Origin of the sequence: Cupriavidus oxalaticus (genome assembly GCF_038900635.1) — a bacterium.
Classification (GTDB): domain Bacteria; phylum Pseudomonadota; class Gammaproteobacteria; order Burkholderiales; family Burkholderiaceae; genus Cupriavidus; species Cupriavidus oxalaticus_B.
Map to the genome: position 1 here is coordinate 93,432 of NZ_JAYMRX010000011.1, position 18,046 is coordinate 111,477.

The window sequence follows — 18,046 nt, forward strand, 5'->3', positions numbered from 1 at the left end:
CGATGCAATGTCAGCATCCGGATGCGCCCCTGAGCGTGGCCGCCGGCGGGTGTCATTGGCGACGCCCGGTACGTCTGAACAGGATCTCAAAGACTATGAAACCCATCACGATCTCTCTCCTTGCTTCGGCGCTGATGGCTTCGAGCCTCGCTTTCTCTGCGCCTGCAGCCGATACGAATGGCGCCAGCCGCGCCCTGACCCGCGAAGAAGTGCGCGCGGACCTCGACGCCTGGCACCGCGCCGGTCTGTCGGAGTACTGGCGTGGCAACCGCGGTCCCAATTTCGACAGTCCAGAGTATCTGAAGCGCTTTGCGCTGTATCAGCGCCTTCGGGCCGAGCAGACGGCCACCACGGCACCATGAACCAGAAACGCACGGCGCCCTGGAAGAACGCCGTGCGTGGGGTGCTACGCATGTGGTTTCCGTTCGCCGCCGAGGCGCGAGACGTATTAGAAGGAAGCGGTGTATCTGTGCTTTGGCGCTGGAACCCCATTTCTGTCAGCGCGTGTATCGTTCCCCGCGCTGGATACAAGGCGATACAAAGCGATGCGCGACAGTTCCCCGGAAGATGAGCCGGGTTTGGCGCTTTTTCGGAATCGGGCGTGCGTGCCGGTTCCCGCCTTCCCGGCTTCGGGGCGCCGATCTGGCACCCGGGGCAGGGAAGACAGGGGAGACAGGGAACACAGGGCACACGAGGAACAGCCAGAGGACTGCAGAGGACTACAGAGGACTGCCAGCGTCCTTACCGCGCCACGCCGTACCGGGCCGCGGGCTGGTCACGTGACAGGTTGGGGCCGAGTGCGGCACGCGCAGCCTCGAATGCCTTCCAGTCTGCCTCGTCAGGCAGCGATGGCACGGTAATCACTTCACCCTGGTCGAGCCCGGCCAGCGCGGCATCGACCAGATCGTCGCCGCTCATCACGATGCCTTGCGGCAGGTTCTCGACCGGCTGGCCGGCGGTGTCCCAGAACTCGGTCCGCGTTGCGCCGGGAAGCACGGCCTGCACGCGCACGCCCTTGCCGGCAAGCTCATGCTGCAACGACTGGGTAAAGGCCAGCACGAACGCTTTCGAGCCGCCATAGACACCATTCAGGATCTCGGGCGCCACCGCGACGATCGACGCGATATTGATGATGGTGCCTTCGCCGCGCGCCACGAATGCAGGCGCGGCGGCGTAAGTCAGGCGAGTCAGCGCCGTGACGTTGAGCTCGATCATCGCCTGCATCTTGTCGACGTCCGACGCCAGCAACGGTGCCGCGGCGCCGATGCCGGCGTTGTTGACCAGCGTGGTGATGCTGGCGTCGCTGCGCAACAGGTCTTCGATGCGGCGGACATCGGCAGCCTGGCCAAGGTCCGCGGTCACGATCTCGACCGAGCGGCCGGTGTCGTCGGTGATGCGGCGGGCCAACGCTTCGAGCCGGGAGCGGTTGCGCGCCACCAGGATGAGATCGTGGCCGCGGCGCGCGAGGCGATCCGCATAGATCGCACCGATGCCGGACGATGCGCCCGTGATGACGGCGGTGCCGGCGTGGATTTGAGTGGTCATGTCTGAGCTCCGGGATTCTTGGAAGAGGGGGAAGCCGTGGCCGGACTGGCCGGCTGCCTTGGACTCAAGAGTAGGGGCACAAAGGCATGGCGCCAATGTCATTGATGCCACCTTTTCTGCCATCTGCCGGCGGCGGGCTCCCTGCACCGAGGGAGCCCGTATGAACGGCACGGCATCCGCCGATATTGCGGGTACCGGGCGGGCAGACGGATATGTACCGGATTGTGGCGTGTGCTGCGCCGGATACAGTGAGATACACGGACAAGCGCCGGCACCCATACAATGGCGTCGACGCAGACCTGGCGGTTCACCTGACTCTTCTGAGGGGATAGAAATGGATGCACACGTCGACCATGTCCTGGTTGTCGATGACGACCGGGAAATCCGCGAACTGGTATCGACCTACCTGACCAAGAATGGCCTGCGTGTGACCGTGGCGCAGGATGGCAGGCAAATGCGGTCGATCCTGGAGGCCAATGCTGTCGACCTGATCGTGCTGGACGTGATGATGCCCGGGGACGATGGCCTGGTGCTGTGTCGCGAACTGCGCGCCGGCAAGCACAAGACCACCCCGATCCTGATGCTGACCGCGCGCAGCGACGAGACCGACCGCATCCTCGGCCTCGAAATGGGTGCCGACGACTATCTTCCCAAGCCGTTCGCGGCGCGTGAGCTGCTGGCCCGCATCAAGGCTGTGCTGCGCCGGACGCGCATGCTGCCGCCCAACCTGCAGATCACGGAAGCAGGCCAGCTGCTGGCGTTCGGCGACTGGCAGCTGGATACCACGGCACGGCACCTGATCGACCGTGATGGCATCATCGTCGCGCTGAGCGGCGCGGAATACCGCTTGCTGCGAGTGTTTGTCGACCATCCGCAGCGCGTGCTCAACCGCGACCAGCTGCTCAGCCTCACGCAAGGCCGCGAGGCGGAAATGTTCGAGCGATCGGTCGACCTGCTGGTCAGCCGCTTGCGCCAGCATCTGAAGGACGATGCGCGCGAGCCCCGCTACATCAAGACCGTGCGCAGCGAGGGCTACGTGTTCTCGGTGCCGGTCGAGATCCGGGAGGCCCGGCTGTGAATTTCCGCGCCTTGCCGTGGCCCCGCACGCTGGGCTCGCGGCTGTTCCTGATCCTGCTGACTGGTCTCCTGGTGGCCTATGGGCTGTCGTTCGCCGTGCTGTTTGCGGAGCGCTACATCACCGCGCGGCAGGTGATGCTCGGCACGCTCGAAACCGACGTGTCAACGTCGATTGCAATCCTCGACCGTGTGCCCGCGGCGGAGCGGCCGCAGTGGCTGCGGCACGTCAATCGCGGCAATTACCAATACATGCTCGGCACGGGCCTGCCGGGCGTGCCGGAGATGAGCGATCAGGCCAAGGAGATCGCCGAGCGCATTACCGAAGCGAGCGGTGGCCGCTTCCCCGTCAGGGTCGAATCGATCCCGGGGCAAGGCAAACGCCTGCAGGCGCACCTCACCCTCAGCGATGGCAGCCCGCTGACCATCGACGTCCATCCGAAGCCGCCCGCCATCGCGCAATGGCTGCCCTATGTGCTGGTGCTGCAGCTGCTGCTGCTGGTGCTGTGCTGCTGGCTGGCCGTACGGCTGTCGCTGCGCCCCGTGGTGGCGCTCGCCAATGCCGCCGACGCGCTCGACCCGAACGCCGCGAGCGAGCCGCTGCCCGAGACCGGTCCGACGGAACTGATGCGTGCCGCGCGCGCGTTCAACGCCATGCGCGAGCGCATCGCACGTTTTGTCGAGGAGCGCGTGCAGATCCTGGCGGCGATCTCGCACGACCTGCAGACGCCGATCACGCGCATGAAGCTGCGCGCCGAGATGGCGGACGACTCCGAAGACAAGCGCAAGCTGGTGCACGACCTCGCCGAGATCGAGACGCTGGTGAAAGAGGGACTGGCCTATGCGCGCGCCATGCATGGCAATGGCGAGAAGGCATCGCGGATCGACATCGGGTCATTCGTCGAGAGCCTGGTCTACGACTATCAGGACACCGGCAAGGCCGTCACGATCCTGCAGAACATCGGCGGCGCCATCATGACGCGCCCGCACGCCCTGCGCCGCATCCTGACCAACCTGACCGACAACGCCATCAAGTTCGGCGGGGCGGCGGAGCTGAGCGTGCGGCGCGACGGCGCAGCGGTGGTGATCGGCGTGCTGGATCGCGGACCCGGCATCCCGGCGGATAAGCTCGAATCCGTGGTGCAGCCCTTTGTCCGGCTCGAGGAATCGCGCAACCGCGAGACCGGCGGCACCGGCCTGGGCCTCGCCATTGCGCACCAGCTGGCGCTGGCGATCGGCGGCTCGCTGACGCTGCGCAATCGCGAGGGCGGCGGGCTCGAGGCGCAGCTCAGGCTGGGCTGAGGGAGCAGGCCTCGCTTGCGTGGTTTGCGGCAACCTGCTGCCGGTCGACCTTCATTCCCGAGCTCTCCTTCGCCGCCGGACTACCGGATTACCGGACTACCGGACTATTTCACTACCCGACTACCAGCCGCCGCCCAGCGCCCGGAACGTTGCCACCGCCGCGCGGGCATTGTCGGCGCGCACCCGCGCCTGCTGGTCGCGCGCGGCCAGCAGCAGGCGGTCTTCTTCGAGCACTTCGAACAGGCTGACGGCGCCGCCCTTGTAGGCATCCTCGGCCGCGCCGCGAGCGCGCGCGTGCGCCGCCACTTCGACGGCGAGGTCCTTGCTCTGCAATTCCAGCTGGGTCAGCGCGATGATCGCGTTTTCCACGTCCTCGGTGGCGCGCAGCATGGCCTTGCGGTAGGTAGCCAGGGCCTCGGCGTTGGCGCCTTTGGCCTGCGCTACCTCGGCGTCCACCCGGCCGAAGTCGAACAGCCGCCAGCGCAGCCCGGCGGCAGCGGCAGGCTGGAACGCTGAGGCGGTGAACAGCTTGCCGGCCGAAAGGCTTTCGAACCCGAGCAGCGCCGACAGCGACAGCTTCGGGTAGTACTCGGCAGTGGCCACGCCGATGCGGGCGCTCGATGCCGCCAGCCGGCGTTCGGCGGCGATCACGTCGGGGCGGCGCTGCAGCAGGTTGGCGGGACCTTGCGCCACGGAAATCCGCGGGACCGTGGCGCGCTCGACAGGCGCGAGCAGTTCCGCCGCATACGTGCCCGGAGGCGCGCCCATCAGTACATCGAGGCGGTTCAGCTGGGTCTCCAGCTCGATCTGCAGCGGCGGGATGGTCACGCGGGTCTGCGCGAGCTGTGCTTCCGCCTGGGCCCGCTCTCGCTCCGCGCCGACGCCGTCGGCCAGCCGGAACTGCACCAGTTCTAGCAGCCTGGCATTGGTCCGCACCTGCTGCTGGGCAATCGCGATGCGCTGCTGCGCGCCGCGCACGCGGAAATACGCATCGGCGGCTTCCGCGGCCACCAGCACGCGCACGCCCATGTGCTCGGCTTCGGCGGCCTGCGCTTCCGCGCTGGCGGCCTCGGCGCCGCGCCGCAGGCCGCCAGCAACGTCGATCTCCCAGCTCGCGCCGGCGCCCACGCTGTACAGCGTGTTGTTGCGGTCAAAGCCGGGCCGGTTCCTGGCAAGACTGCCTAGCGGTCCTTCCAGCGATTGATGCTGTCTGCTGACGCTGCCCGACAGCGAGCCTTCGGGCAGCAGCGCGGCGCCGGCGTACTGCGCCGCCGCGCGGGCCTGGTCGACGCGCGCGATGGCTGCTGCCAGGTCGAGGTTCTGTTCCAGCGCGCGCTGGATCACCCGGGTCAGCGCGGGGTCGTCGAAACCCTGCCACCAGCTGTCCAGCGCCGGCGCTGCGCGGGTGGCGTCGCGGGCTTCCAATGCCACGGCGTGCGGGTAGGCGGCGGGCAGGTCCGATGGCGGGGCCTGGTAGTCGGGCCCCACCGCGCAGGCGGCGAGCGCGGTCGCCAGCAGCAGCGGCACGGCACGGGCAATGCCGGCGCCGGCTCGCCGCATACGGGAGCGAGCGTGGGAACGGGAAGCGGAACGGGAGGGATCTTGCGGCATTGCTAACACCTTTCAACGGCGACGTTCAACGACTCGGCAGCGACGGATGCTGCACAAACCAAAAACTAACTTGCATGATGATAGTGACTACTCTAGACTAACTTGCAAATTGAAAGCAACTAGATTTTCCGAGGACGCCGATCATGTCGAAAAAGCCACTTGCTGAATTGCCGTGTCCCATTGCACGCACCGCGGCTCGCGTTGCCGACAGCTGGAGCGTGCTGATCCTGCGCGAGGCCTTCTATGGCGTAACCCGCTTTGACGAGTTCCAGCAGAACCTGGCGATCGCTCCCAATATGCTCACGCGCCGCCTGAACTCGCTGGTCGAGGAAGGGATGATGGAGCGCCGCCAATACTGCGACCGGCCGCCGCGATCCGAGTACATCCTGACCGAGCGCGGGCGCGATTTCCGCCAGGTGCTGCTGGCCATGCTGGCGTGGGGCAACAAGCATCTCGCGCCCGAAGGCGAAAGCGTGCTGCTGGCGGACCGGCGCACCGGCGCACGCGTGGAACCCGTGCTGGTCGACCCCGCCACCGGCAGCCCCGTCACCGGTGCCGACTACCACATTGCGCCCGGCCCCGCCGCCAGCGAGCGCGTGCGCCAGCGGCTGTCCCGCTCGGCCGAATCCTGATCCCGATTTCCCGACCCTGCCGCACCACAGGCGGCGCAGGTCCCCGAAAGCCAAGAGCAGAAAGCAGAAAGGAAGTGCCATGAGTAGCAACACGCTGACTGAGCGGGCAGGTACCGAGCCCGTTCCCGAGTCGAAATCCAGGATCAGCCCCAAGCGCCTGCTGGTGGCCGGCGCGGTGGTGGTCGCGGGCCTGGCGGCCATCGGCTATGGCCACCACTGGTGGACGTCGGGCCGTTACCTGCAGAGCACCGACGATGCCTACGTCGGCGGCGATGTCACGGTGATCGGTGCCAAGGTCGGGGGCTATATCGCCGAAGTCGCGGTGACCGACAACCAGTCGGTGCACGCCGGCGACGTGCTGGTGCGCATCGACGACCGCGACTATCGCGCCGCGCTGGCCAAGGCCGAGGGCGCCGTGGCCGCACAGAAGGCGCTGCTGGCCAACCTGGATGCGACCGCGCGGCTGCAGGAGGCGGTTATCGCGCAGGCCAGGGCGAGCATCACGGCGGCCAATGCCGACACGGTGCGGGCGCGCGACGACCAGGTCCGCTACGCCAGCCTGGTGGCCAAGGCGGCGGTATCGATCCAGAGCTCGCAGAAGGCCGACTCCGACTACAAGCAGGCGCAGGCCAATGGCGACAAGGCGCGCGCCGCGCTGCTGGCGGCCCAGCGCCAGCTGGACGTCATCGGCACGCAGAAGCAGCAGGCCGAGGCCGCGCTGGCGCAGGCGAGCGCCGAGCGCGATATCGCCAAGCTCAATCTCAGCTATACGGAACTGCGCGCCCCGGTGGACGGCACCGTCGGCAACCGCCGCGCACGCGTCGGCGCCTTTGCCGGTGCGGGCAGCCAGCTGCTTTCCATCGTTCCGGCCAACGGGCTGTGGGTGGACGCGAACTTCAAGGAAGGCCAGCTGGCGCATATGCGCCCCGGCATGCCGGTCGAAGTGGAGGCCGATATCCTGCCCGGACGCGTGTTCCATGGCCGGGTCGCGAGCCTGGCGCCCGCCACCGGCGCGCAGTTCAGCGTGCTGCCGGCGGAAAACGCCACGGGCAATTTCACCAAGATCGTCCAGCGCGTACCGGTGCGGATCCGCCTCGACGACCAGGACGCCAGGCTGGGGGTCTTGCGCCCGGGCCTGTCGGTCATCGCGCAGGTCAATACCCACCCCGTGACGCAGTCCACCTCGCAGGTGCGGTGATGACGACGGCCAGCCTGACCACTCCAGCGGCCGCCCTGGAGACGACGCCGGACGCGATGTCCACCGGCGCCAAGGTGTTCGCCTTCGGCACCATGTGCGTCGGCATGTTCATCGCCTTGCTGGATATCCAGATCGTTTCCGCGTCGCTGCGCGATATCGGCGGCGCGCTGTCGGCCGGCGCCGATGAAACGGTATGGGTGCAGACCAGCTACCTGATCGCCGAGATCATCGTCATTCCGCTGTCGGGCTGGCTCTCGCGCGTGATGTCGACGCGCTGGCTGTTCGCTGCCTCGGCGGCCGGCTTTACCGTGACCAGCCTGCTGTGCGGGGTGGCGTGGGATATCCACAGCATGATCGTGTTCCGCGCGTTGCAGGGATTCCTGGGCGGCTCGATGATCCCGCTGGTGTTTACCACGGCTTTCGCGTTCTTCGCTGGCCCGCAGCGCGTGATCGCCGCGGCCACCGTCGGCGGGCTGGCTTCGCTGGCGCCGACGCTGGGGCCCACGGTGGGCGGCTGGATCACCGATCACTTCTCGTGGCACTGGCTGTTCTTCATCAACCTGGTGCCGGGCATCTTCGTCACCATCGCGGTGCCGCTGCTGGTCAAGGTCGACCGCCCCAACTGGTCGCTGGTGCGCGGTGCCGATTACCTTGGCATCGTGATGATGGCGCTGTTCCTGGGCTGCCTGGAATACACGCTGGAAGAAGGGCCGCGCTGGGACTGGTTCGACGATGACGTGATCCTCACGACCGCCTGGATTTCCGGCGTGTCGGGCGTGGCCTTCATCTGGCGCACGCTGACCTACGCCAATCCGATCGTCGACCTGAGGGCGCTCAAGGACCGCAACTTCGCGCTCGGCTGCTTCTTTTCCTTTGTCACGGGCATCGGCATCTTCGCCACCATCTACCTGACGCCGCTGTTCCTGGGGCGGGTGCGCGGCTTCAGCGCGCTGGACATCGGGCTGGCGGTGTTCTCCACCGGCGTGTTCCAGATGGCTTCGATCCCGCTCTATGCCTTCCTGGCGAACCGCGTCGACCTGCGCTGGCTGATGATGGCCGGGCTGGCGATGTTCGCGGTATCGATGTGGTTCTTCGCGCCGATCACCCACGACTGGGGTGCGGCGCAGCTGATGCTGCCGCAGGCACTGCGCGGCATGGCACAGCAATTTGCCGTGGCGCCCACCGTGACGCTGACGCTGGGCAGCCTGCCGCCGGAGCGGCTCAAGCTGGCGTCCGGCCTGTTCAACCTGATGCGCAACCTGGGCGGCGCCATCGGCATTGCGGCCTGCGCGACCGTGCTCAACGACCGCGGCAACCTGCATTTCCTGCGCGAGGCGGAGCACCTGAATATCCGCAATGAAGCCATGGGAAGCGTGCTGCAACGTCTCACCGAACAGTTCGTGGCGGCCGGGCACGACGCCCTCGATGCGCATACCGCCGCGCTCAAGCAACTGTGGGGGCTGGCCTGGCGCGAGGCCCAGACGCAGACCTTCGGCGACGCGTTCCTGGTGATCCTGGTCTGCTTCGTCATCGCCACGGCGATGGTGCCGCTGATGCGCAAGGTCGGGGCGCCGAAGGGCCCGTCGGCGGATGCGCATTGATCGGAGGCAGCGATGAAAGCCGTTCTGTTCAGACGATTGCTGTGTGCCGCGCTGATCGCGGGCGGGGCGCCGCTGGCATACGCCGGCAATGAGCGCCCGCGTGACACCGGCGTGGCCTGTGCCCGTGCAGGCAATACGTATTGCAACCTTCAGGAGCCGGCCGCCGGGCGATTGCCACATGGCGCCACGACTGAAGCGCGCATGACCGATTGATCTTTGGTTTTTGGCAGGGAGAAAGCGATGAATGCAAGAGATGTCGTGCTGTGTCAGCCGGTGCGGACCGCCATTGGCGCCTACAACGGCTCATTGAAGTCCATTGCGGCGACCGAGCTCGGCGCCGCGGCGATCCGGGCCAGCGTGGAACGGGCGGGTATCGATCCCGGCGAGGTCGGCAGCGTAGTGTTCGGCAATGTGGTCCAGGCCGGCAACCGGATGAACCCGGCCCGGCAGGCTGCCATCGGGGCGGGGCTGCCGGTGTCGGTCCCGGCAATGACCGTGAACCGCGTGTGCGGCTCGGGCGCGCAGGCGATCGCCACGGCCGCCGACGAGGTGCGCCTCGGCTATGTCGACATCGCCGTCGCCGGCGGCATGGAGAACATGGACCGTGCGCCTTACCTGATGATGTCCGGCCGCTGGGGCCAGCGCATGGGCGATTCCGTGCTGCGTGACAGCATGCTGTACGACGGACTGCACGACGCCTTCTCGGGCGAGCATTCCGGATGGCATACCGAGGATCTTGCCGCCCGCTATGCGCTCAGCCGCGAGGCGCAGGATCGCTGGGCCGAACGTTCGCAGCGCAATTTCGCGCAGGCACAGGCGAACGGCCGGTTCGCCGGCCAGATCGCCGGCGTGGCGGTCAAGGGCAAGGGCGGCACGACCCTGTTCGAGGTCGACGAAGCTAACCGTCCCGATACCACCCTGGAAGCGCTCGGCCGGCTCAAGCCGGCGTTCCGCCCGGACGGCACCATCACCGCCGGCAATGCGCCCGGGCTCAATAGCGGCGCCGCGGCCATGATCGTGGCGGAACGTTCGCTTGCCGAAGCCCGCGGCCTCGAGCCGCTGGGCCGGCTGGCGGCCTACGGAGTCGGTGCCGTGGAGCCGGGCATGTTCGGCCTGGGCCCTGTCCCGGCGGTGCGGCAGGCGCTGCAGCGCGCCGGCTGGGCGCTGGGCGATATCGAACGCATCGAGATCAATGAAGCCTTTGCCGCCGTGCCGCTGGCCGTGGCGGCGGAACTGGGCTTGCCGCACGACATCATCAATGTTGACGGCGGCGCCATTGCGCACGGCCATCCGATCGGCGCGACCGGCGCGGTGCTGACGACGCGCCTGCTGCATGCCATGCGCGCGGATGGCATCCGGCGCGGCATCGTCACGCTGTGCATCGGCGGAGGACAGGGGATTGCGCTGGCGCTTGAGGCCCTGGCCTGATCCGTCAGCCGTCGTTGCGCGCGCGCCGGTCGTCGGGATCGGCGCAATAACAACCTGGAGGAGCAAACCATGAACATCCAATATATCGAGGATCTGGCCCCGGGCCAGAAATATGGTTCGGGACGGCTGACCGTCGAGCCCGAGCGGATCAAGTCCTTCGCTGCCGAGTTCGACCCGCAGCCTTTCCACCTCGATGAAGCCGCTGCCCGCGACACGCTGTTCCGCGGCCTGGCCGCGAGCGGCTGGCACACGGCGGCGCTTACCATGCGTCTGCTGGTCGATGGCGAGCTCCGGCCCGCGGGCGGCATCATCGGCGCCGGCTTCGAGGAGCTGCGCTGGCCCAAGCCGGTGCGGCCCGGCGATGCATTGCATGTCGAGAGCGAGATACTGGAGGTGCGGACTTCCAGGTCGCGGCCTGACCAGGGCATCGTGAAGGTGCGCATCACGACCTTCAACCAGCATGACGAACCGGTGCAGGCCGGCGTAGTCAACCTGGTGGTGCAGTGCCGTCCCGGCGGCACTGCATAGACGGGAGGCGCCATGAAGATACTGGTACTCGGTGCCGGCGCCATGGGCGGCTACTACGGCGCGCGGCTGATCGAGGCGGGCGCGGACGTCACCTTCCTGGTGCGGCCGGGCCGCGCGCAGGCCCTGGAACGCCACGGCCTTGCCATGCGCAGCGAACTCGGCGACTTTCATCGCCCGGTCAAGACGGCCCTGGCCGGCCAGGCAGACGCGCAGTACGACCTCATCCTGCTGGCATGCAAGACCTACGACCTGGCCGATGCCATCCGGGCGATCAGCCCGGCCGTGGGCCGGGACACCGCGGTGCTGCCCCTGCTCAACGGGCTTGGCGCCTATGACTGGCTCGACCAGTGCTTTGGCAGGGAGCGCGTGCTGGGCGGGGTCGCCTACATTGCGACCACGCTGGCGGCGGACGGAACCGTCATGCACGCCGGCCGCATGGACCGGCTCGTGATAGGGGCGCGCGCCGCGCAGACCGCGGCAATAACCGCGGAATTCCACGCGCTGCTGTCGCGGGCGGCGGGCACGCGTGAAGTATCGGGGGCCATCGGGCAGGAACTCTGGAACAAATGGGCCATGATCGCCGCGGGGGCCGTCATGACATGCCTGATGCGCGGCTCGGTGGGGGACATCATGAAGACACAGGATGGCCGTCAGCTGATGCTTGATGCGATGGCCGAGTGCCGCACGGTGGCGCGACTGTGCGGCCATGCCATTCCCGAGCCCGTGGTGGCTGCCATGCAGTCGCGGCTTCTTGACGAAACCTCGACCTGGGCCGCGTCGATGATGCGGGACATTGCGCAGGGCGCGCCACGCATCGAAGCCGACGCCATCGTCGGCGACCTGATCCGGCGCGGCGCCGCGCACGGGAACGAGCTGCCATTGAGCCGCATGGCCTATTGCCACCTGCAGGTCTACGAGAGCCAGCGCGCTGCCGCACAGGCCGCGGCCTCTGCGGCCTCGGTTGCATGAATGCCCCCGCTCACCCAAACCATGAAGAATCACGACATGACGAATTTTTCCTCCCTGTTGCAGCGCACGGAAGGCAGCGTGCGGGTGCTTACCATCAACAACCCGGGCAAGCGCAACGCTATTGCGGCGGATCTCTATGACAACATCCGCGCCGCGCTGGCCGCCGCCGCGGACGATCCGGCGGTAGGCGCCATCGTGCTGACCGGCGCCGACAACTACTTCTGCGCGGGCGGCGACCTGTCATTGATCAGCAAGCGGCGCGAACTCACTTACGACGAGCGCATCGAGAAGCTGGGGCACCTGCACGACGTCGTGTGCAAGCTGCGCGACTTTCCCAAGCCGATCGTCGCGGCGGTGGAGGGCGGCGCGGCGGGGGCGGGCTTCTCGCTGGCACTGGCCTGCGACCTGCTGGTGGCATCCGCCGGCGCGGCCTTCTCGATTGCCTATGTGAAAGTGGGGCTGACACCGGATGGCGGCATCACGGGCCTGCTGGCGCAGAGCCTGTCGCGGCAGGTGCTGACGCAGCTCGCGCTCACCGGCGACCGGATCACGGCCGAGCAGCTGCTGCAGTTCGGCGTGGTCAACCAGCTGGTAGAGGCGGGGCAGGCCGGCGCGGCAGCGATCGCGCTGGCGGCGCGGCTTGCCCAAGGCCCGCAACAGGCGCTGGGCTCGATCAAGGCGCTGTGCCGGCATGCGCACGAACGCACGCTCGATGACCAGCTCGAAGCGGAACGGGTGGCGATGGCCGTGGCCCAGGGCGGCGCGGAAGCCGCCGAGGGCATCGCCGCCTTCCTGGAAAAACGTCCCGTGGACTTTGCCCGCTTGCGCCGCGGCGATCCGGCTTAACCGCGGCGCGGGGCTGCCCGCATTGCTGCCCGGCTCTGTTGCCGGGCTCTACTGCCCGGCTTCACCGCCGGGCTTCACCGCCGGGCATTACTGCCCGGCGAGCTTCAGGTTCCTGGCAATGCGGGTCAGCTTGGCGTGTTCGCTGCTCAGGAAGGCTTGCGCCTGGGCCATCGTCATTGGCTCGATCGCGCGCTGCAGATTGACGGAGCGCCGGGTACGGTTCTCCGGGCTGCCCACCCAGGCATTCATGGCCTCCACCAGCCGTGCCGCGACACCGTCCGGGGTATCCGGCGGCGCCAGCACGCCTGCCCACTGGCTGTACTCGAAGTCGGCAAGGCCCGTGGTTTCCGATAGCGCCGGCACATCGGGCAGGGACGGATGCCGGGCCTTGCTGGCGACGCCGATCGGGCGGAAGCGGCCGGCCTTGATCATCCCGTAGGTCGGGCCGCCCATCGGAATGAATGTCAGGTCTACCTGCGCACCCGCGATATCGCTGGTGACCGGTGCCGCGCCCTTGTACGGGACTTCCAGGAAGCGCACGCCGGTACGGGCCTGGAAGTCGGCGCCGACCAGGTGAGGGGCCGAGCCGGGGCCCCAGTGCGCCAGTGACAACGGGCGGTTCTTCGGGTTCTTCGTGTATGCGATGACCTCGTCGACGTTCCGGAACGGCAGCGAGGGATTCGCGACCAGGATGAAGTCGGAAATCCCGCTGAAGCCCGCCAGCTTGAACTTTTCCGGCGAATACTTCGCCGATGCGATGGTCAGCGGCGCGACCAGGAAGTCGATGCCGGTCGTTCCCAGCAGGGTGTAGCCATCATTGGCGGCGCGCAGCACGTTCATGGCACAGATCGAACCGCTCGCCCCGGGGAGGTTGTCGGCAAGGACGTTCTGTCCCAGGTTTCTCTTCATCACGACGGCTGCCGCGCGGATCGATTCATCCGCCGGGCCACCGGCGGGAAATGCGACCTTGACGACCACCGGCTTGCTCGGATAGTTGCTGTCGGCCCGCAGCCAGGATGGCGCAAGCATGGCCGGCACGGCGCCGCAGGCCATTTGCAGCAGGCGGCGGCGCGATAGCTGGATAGTCATGGTTGTCTCCTCGATGGATTGTGCAAGCCGGCAGCGCATCCCCGGATGGGGCGGCTGCCGGCAGGCACTGCTTCTGGTGAGGTTGGCTGAGCGGACTATTCGTAGACCACTGCGTACTTGATGGTCAGCGTCGTGAAGGCCTTGCTTATGCTTGCGACCGCGGCTTCCCGCTCCTCGGCGCTCAGCGCGGACGGCAGCACCAGCGTGGACAGCAGCCCCTGGTCGCCCCGGTCCTCGATGCGGATATCGACAAGCGGCACGGGCGTCTGCGCATTGACCTCGGCAAGCATCTGCCGTTGCGCACGCAGCACGGCGTCGCTGCGCAACGAGTTCTTCTGGATCTTGCCGACCGCAGTCTTGGGAATGGCGTCGACCAGGTAGAACTGCTTGGGCACGGCGGCGCGTTCCGGGATCACCTCGTAGGCATAGTGCTTGATGCGTCCGAGCGGGTAGGTGCTGCCCGGCTTGAGCGCGACGTACGCCACCGGCAGTTCCCCGGCATGCGCGTCGGGCAGCCCGACCGCGGCGGCATCGAAGACCTCCGGGTGGCGATACAGCGCCTCTTCGATCATGCGCGGGTCAATATTGTTGCCCCCGCGGATGATCAGGTCCTTGGCCCGCCCGGTCAGCCAGAGGTAGCCGTCCTCGTCCGCATAGCCCAGGTCGCCGGTATTGAACCAGCCGCCTTCGAACCAGATGCTCTGGTTCTGCTCGGGATTCAGGTAGCCGGCGAAGATGTTGGGACCGCGCACCACCACGATGCCGGGTTCCCCCGGCTCGCAGTCGCGCTGGATGCGCCCGTCCGCTACCTTGACGACCTTCATCTCCTGGTAGGCCATGGGCAGGCCGATGGAGCCGATGCGGCGCTGGCCATAGCGCGGGTTGGTGGCACTGAGCGCGGTCCCTTCGGTCAGGCCGTAGCCCTCGAAGATCAGCGCGCCGGTCAGCCGTTCGAAGGCTTCGGCGACGGCCACCGACAACGGCGCGGTGCCGCAGCTGGCCGCCTTGAGCGAGCTGATGTCGGCGTCGCCGACCGGGATATTCAGCGCCATGTTGACCACGCTCGGCACCATGCCGAGCGCGGTGACGCCGAAGTGCTCCACGATCTGCCAGAGATTGCGGATGACGGAGGGATCGCGCCAGCCGCTGGATGTCAGCATTACCACCGAGGCGCCGCGGGCCAGCGGCATCAGGCAATTGGTCAGCACGCCGGTGACATGGAACATCGGCACGCCGCAGACGCGGACATCCTCGGGCTGCACGTCGATCTGCATCGCGCTGACCCACGCCATCGCCACTTCGTTGCCATGGGTGTGCAGCGCCAGCTTGGGTGTGCCGGTGGTGCCGCCGGTATGGAACATCGATGCGGTGTCGCCCGGGGAGAACACCCGCTGGCTGTCGAGCGACTCGCTGTCGAAGCGCTCGAGCGCGGCGTCGAGATCGACGATGCCCGCCTCGCTCGCCTTGCCGCCGCCAGCCTTGATCCAGTGCTGCACGCCGGGCAACTCGCGGCGCACCAGCATGGCCTTGTGCCAGGCTTCGATATCCGGGTCGGGGCCGTAGGCAATCACCGCCTTGGCGCCGGCATTGCGCAGCAGCGCCGCGATGATCTCGGGCTCGAGCATCCAGTTGACCGGGCAGGCGATGCCGGTTGCCTCGCTGCCCCAGATCGCGTATTGCGATTCCGGCGTCACCGGCATCAGCACCCCGATCACGTCATCGGCGCCGAGGCCGAGCGAGTGCAGCAGGTTGGCGGTCTGCGTGATGCGCCCGAACATCTGCGCATGGGTAATGGTGACCGACTTCGCGAGCTCGTCGCCGGAGGTGAAATAGTGCAGGGCGGGCGCCTCTGGCGCACGGTCGCGCGCGAGGCGCAGCAATTCATAGGTGCTGTCAGGCAGGCCGCGGTCGGCAAGCGGTGTCTGCTCGAAGCGGCGGATATCGGCAAGCGCCGTCACCGTCAGCCTCGGTCGGTAGGGGTCCGGCCGCACCAGGCCGGCGGCTGCCTGCACGCGTGTAGTGAGTTGCGTCATGATCAGACTCCGCGATAGACCGGACGGCGCTTGTTGAGGAATGCTTCGCCGCCTTCATGCATGTCTTCGGTGCTGAACAGCGTGGCAAAGGCCAGCTGTTCCAGCATCAGCGCGGTATCCAGCGTGGCATCCTGGCCGTTGTTGATCATCAGCTTGGCCATCGCGATGGAGTGCGGCGATTTCTCGGCAATGCGCTGCACGTAGGCCTTTGCCTCGGCCAGCAGTTCGTCCGCGGGCACCACCTTGTTGACCAGGCCGATGCGGTAGGCCTCGTCGGGTTTGATGATCTCGCCGGTAAAGATCATTTCCTTGGCGCGTGTCGCGCCAACCAGCCGGGTCAGCCGCTGCGTGCCCCCGCGTCCCGGAATCAGGCCGACGTTGGTTTCGGTCTGGCCCATCAGGGCATTGTCCGCGGCGACGCGCAGGTCGCACGCCATGGCGAGTTCCAGGCCGCCGCCAAAGCACGGCCCGGCGATGGCCGCGACCACCGGGATGGTGCTGTGATGGATCAGTGCCCACAGGTCGGGCGCGCCGCTGGTCGGCACGAAGGCTTCGATCGGCCGGCGCGCCAGCATTTCGGGAATGTCGCCGCCCGCCACGAAGGCCTTGGTGCCGCCCCACAGGACGATGCCGCGAACCGTGCGGTCCGCCATCAGCGACGACAGCGCCGCGTAAAGGTCGCTGCGCAGTCCAGTGTTCAGCGCGTTGTACTTCTCCAGCCGGTTCATGGTGACGACGGCGCAGGGGCCGTCGCGGTCGATGAAGACGGTGTCGTACTCGGTGATGTCGGTCATCGGTGTCTCCGTTATTGCTGTGGGATGCTTAGTGGATGAACTCGAACAGGCCGGCCGCGCCCATGCCGCCGGCAGCGCACATGGTCACGACGCCATACTTGGCCTTGCGGCGGCGGCCTTCGAGCAGGATGTGGCCGGTCTGGCGCGCGCCGGTCATGCCATACGGGTGGCCGATGGCGATGGCGCCGCCATTGACGTTGACGCGCTCCAGCGGCAGGCCGAGCTTGTCGATGCAGTACAGCGCCTGGCAGGCAAAGGCTTCGTTGAGTTCCCACAGGTCGATGTCGTCGATGGAGAGCTCGTTGCGTTCCAGCAGGCGCGGCACCGCGCGCACCGGGCCCACGCCCATTTCGTCCGGTTCCACGCCGGCCGTGGCCAGGCTGACAAAGTAGCCGAGCGGCTCCAGGCCGCGGCGTTCGGCTTCACGCTCGGACATCACCACCAGCGCCGCGGCGCCGTCGGACAACTGGCTGGAGTTGCCGGCCGTCACCTGGTAGCCCTCGCCCTTCACGGCGGGCAGCGCACCCAGGCCTGCCAGCGTCGTGTCGGAACGGACGCCTTCGTCGGCCTCGAGCAGGAACTCCACCGTCGAAGTCTCGCCGGTCACCTTGTCCTTGACCGACTTCACCGTTGGCAGCGGGACGATTTCCTCGGCGTAGCGGCCCGCCTTCTGTGCTTCCACGGTCAGTTGCTGGCTGCGCAGCGCGAACTCGTCGGAGCGCTGGCGCGACATGCCGTAGCGCTCGGCCAGGATTTCGGCCGTATCGATCATATGCAGGTAGACGTCGGGGCGATTCTTCGCCAGCCACGCTTCCTGCTGCGCGACCTTCAGCGTGACCGGTTGCGACAGGCTGATGGATTCGACGCCACCCGCCACCATCACCGGCACCTTGTCGATCAGCACGCGCTGCGCGGCAAACGCGACCGCCTGCAGGCCGGACGCGCAGAAGCGGGTCAGGGTCGTGCCGCTGACGGAGACCGGCAGGCCGGCGCGGATGCCGCCTTGCCGGGCGACGTTGCCGCCGGTTGCGGCGATGGGCTGGCCGCAGCCGAAGATGATGTCCTCGACTTCCGCGCCGTCGATTCCCGCGCGCTGGACGGCATGCTGGATGGCATGGCCCGCCATGGTTGCGCCATGGGTCATGTTGAATGCGCCCCGGGTGGCTTTGCCGATCGGGGTGCGGGCAAACGAAACGATCACTGCACGCGACATGGGTTCTCCTTTGATGTGGATGAGAAGGGGCGCTGATGGCCCGCGGGATCTAATATAGACAGTGGATACATTGAGGTGTCTGTTGGTCTGTGTGTTGCTTTAGACAATCCGGAAGCGTTGAGAGGCGGGATGCTTCGCATGCCTTGTTGCGCCAGTGCAGCCCGACGCAGGCACTTGGTGTAT

At 67.4% G+C, this 18,046-nt stretch carries 17 protein-coding genes; 11 read left to right on the top strand and 6 right to left on the bottom strand.

The window, feature by feature from the left end:
• Positions 1 to 95 precede the first annotated feature (95 nt).
• The gene (locus VSR71_RS18705; protein ID WP_342915337.1) at positions 96 to 362 is read left to right on the top strand and encodes a DUF4148 domain-containing protein; all 267 of its coding nucleotides are present in this window, start codon (positions 96 to 98) and stop codon (positions 360 to 362) included.
• Between the two features lie 379 nt (positions 363 to 741).
• On the opposite strand, the gene VSR71_RS18710 is transcribed toward VSR71_RS18705, so the two are convergent.
• The gene (locus tag VSR71_RS18710) at positions 742 to 1,545 is read right to left on the bottom strand and encodes an SDR family oxidoreductase (protein WP_342915338.1); all 804 of its coding nucleotides are present in this window, start codon (positions 1,543 to 1,545) and stop codon (positions 742 to 744) included.
• A gap of 334 nt (positions 1,546 to 1,879) precedes the next feature.
• Here VSR71_RS18710 and VSR71_RS18715 point away from each other — a divergent pair, with 334 nt between their 5' ends.
• Positions 1,880 to 2,623 carry a response regulator gene (locus VSR71_RS18715; protein ID WP_342915339.1) on the top strand — a complete coding sequence of 248 codons (744 nt, stop codon included), beginning with the start codon at positions 1,880 to 1,882 and terminating at the stop codon, positions 2,621 to 2,623.
• The gene (locus VSR71_RS18720; RefSeq protein WP_342915340.1) at positions 2,620 to 3,921 is read left to right on the top strand and encodes an ATP-binding protein; all 1,302 of its coding nucleotides are present in this window, start codon (positions 2,620 to 2,622) and stop codon (positions 3,919 to 3,921) included. Before VSR71_RS18715 ends, VSR71_RS18720 begins: the two co-directional genes overlap by 4 nt.
• A gap of 120 nt (positions 3,922 to 4,041) precedes the next feature.
• Here VSR71_RS18720 and VSR71_RS18725 read toward each other — a convergent pair whose 3' ends face one another.
• Positions 4,042 to 5,481: an efflux transporter outer membrane subunit gene (locus VSR71_RS18725; RefSeq protein WP_342915341.1), complete on the bottom strand. Its 1,440-nt coding sequence runs from the start codon at positions 5,479 to 5,481 to the stop codon at positions 4,042 to 4,044.
• A gap of 194 nt (positions 5,482 to 5,675) precedes the next feature.
• Here VSR71_RS18725 and VSR71_RS18730 point away from each other — a divergent pair, with 194 nt between their 5' ends.
• From VSR71_RS18730 to VSR71_RS18765, 8 genes are all read left to right on the top strand, one after another.
• Positions 5,676 to 6,164, top strand: a complete 489-nt coding sequence (locus VSR71_RS18730) for a helix-turn-helix domain-containing protein (protein WP_342915342.1) — start codon at positions 5,676 to 5,678, stop codon at positions 6,162 to 6,164.
• Positions 6,165 to 6,243: 79 nt separating this feature from the next.
• On the top strand, positions 6,244 to 7,362 hold the full coding sequence (locus VSR71_RS18735) for an HlyD family secretion protein (protein WP_342915343.1): 1,119 nt from the start codon (positions 6,244 to 6,246) through the stop codon (positions 7,360 to 7,362).
• On the top strand, positions 7,362 to 8,963 hold the full coding sequence (locus tag VSR71_RS18740) for a DHA2 family efflux MFS transporter permease subunit (protein WP_342915344.1): 1,602 nt from the start codon (positions 7,362 to 7,364) through the stop codon (positions 8,961 to 8,963). The genes VSR71_RS18735 and VSR71_RS18740 overlap by 1 nt, the downstream gene beginning before the upstream one ends.
• A gap of 12 nt (positions 8,964 to 8,975) precedes the next feature.
• Entirely contained in the window at positions 8,976 to 9,176 is a 201-nt protein-coding gene (locus tag VSR71_RS18745; RefSeq protein WP_342915345.1) for a hypothetical protein, read from the top strand.
• Between the two features lie 27 nt (positions 9,177 to 9,203).
• The gene (locus VSR71_RS18750; protein WP_342915346.1) at positions 9,204 to 10,391 is read left to right on the top strand and encodes a thiolase family protein; all 1,188 of its coding nucleotides are present in this window, start codon (positions 9,204 to 9,206) and stop codon (positions 10,389 to 10,391) included.
• 69 nt (positions 10,392 to 10,460) lie between these two features.
• Positions 10,461 to 10,919, top strand: a complete 459-nt coding sequence (locus VSR71_RS18755; protein WP_342915347.1) for a MaoC family dehydratase — start codon at positions 10,461 to 10,463, stop codon at positions 10,917 to 10,919.
• Between the two features lie 12 nt (positions 10,920 to 10,931).
• Complete coding sequence (locus VSR71_RS18760; RefSeq protein ID WP_342915348.1) at positions 10,932 to 11,888, top strand: ketopantoate reductase family protein; 957 nt, start codon at positions 10,932 to 10,934, stop codon at positions 11,886 to 11,888.
• A gap of 36 nt (positions 11,889 to 11,924) precedes the next feature.
• Positions 11,925 to 12,734, top strand: a complete 810-nt coding sequence (locus VSR71_RS18765; RefSeq protein WP_342915349.1) for an oxepin-CoA hydrolase, alternative type — start codon at positions 11,925 to 11,927, stop codon at positions 12,732 to 12,734.
• Between the two features lie 87 nt (positions 12,735 to 12,821).
• Here the strand turns inward: VSR71_RS18765 and VSR71_RS18770 are convergent, their stop codons facing one another.
• The 4 genes from VSR71_RS18770 to VSR71_RS18785 all read right to left on the bottom strand — a co-directional run bounded on the left by VSR71_RS18770 (position 12,822) and on the right by VSR71_RS18785 (position 17,863).
• Positions 12,822 to 13,823 (bottom strand): tripartite tricarboxylate transporter substrate binding protein, encoded by a 1,002-nt coding sequence (locus VSR71_RS18770; protein WP_342915350.1) that lies wholly within the window; start codon positions 13,821 to 13,823, stop codon positions 12,822 to 12,824.
• 95 nt (positions 13,824 to 13,918) lie between these two features.
• Positions 13,919 to 15,856 (bottom strand): acyl-CoA synthetase, encoded by a 1,938-nt coding sequence (locus tag VSR71_RS18775; RefSeq protein WP_342915351.1) that lies wholly within the window; start codon positions 15,854 to 15,856, stop codon positions 13,919 to 13,921.
• A 2-nt stretch (positions 15,857 to 15,858) separates the two neighbouring features.
• Positions 15,859 to 16,650, bottom strand: coding sequence for an enoyl-CoA hydratase/isomerase family protein (locus VSR71_RS18780; protein ID WP_209754222.1), 792 nt, complete (start codon positions 16,648 to 16,650; stop codon positions 15,859 to 15,861).
• A 28-nt stretch (positions 16,651 to 16,678) separates the two neighbouring features.
• Positions 16,679 to 17,863 carry an acetyl-CoA C-acyltransferase gene (locus tag VSR71_RS18785; RefSeq protein WP_342915352.1) on the bottom strand — a complete coding sequence of 395 codons (1,185 nt, stop codon included), beginning with the start codon at positions 17,861 to 17,863 and terminating at the stop codon, positions 16,679 to 16,681.
• Positions 17,864 to 18,046: the final 183 nt, after the last annotated feature.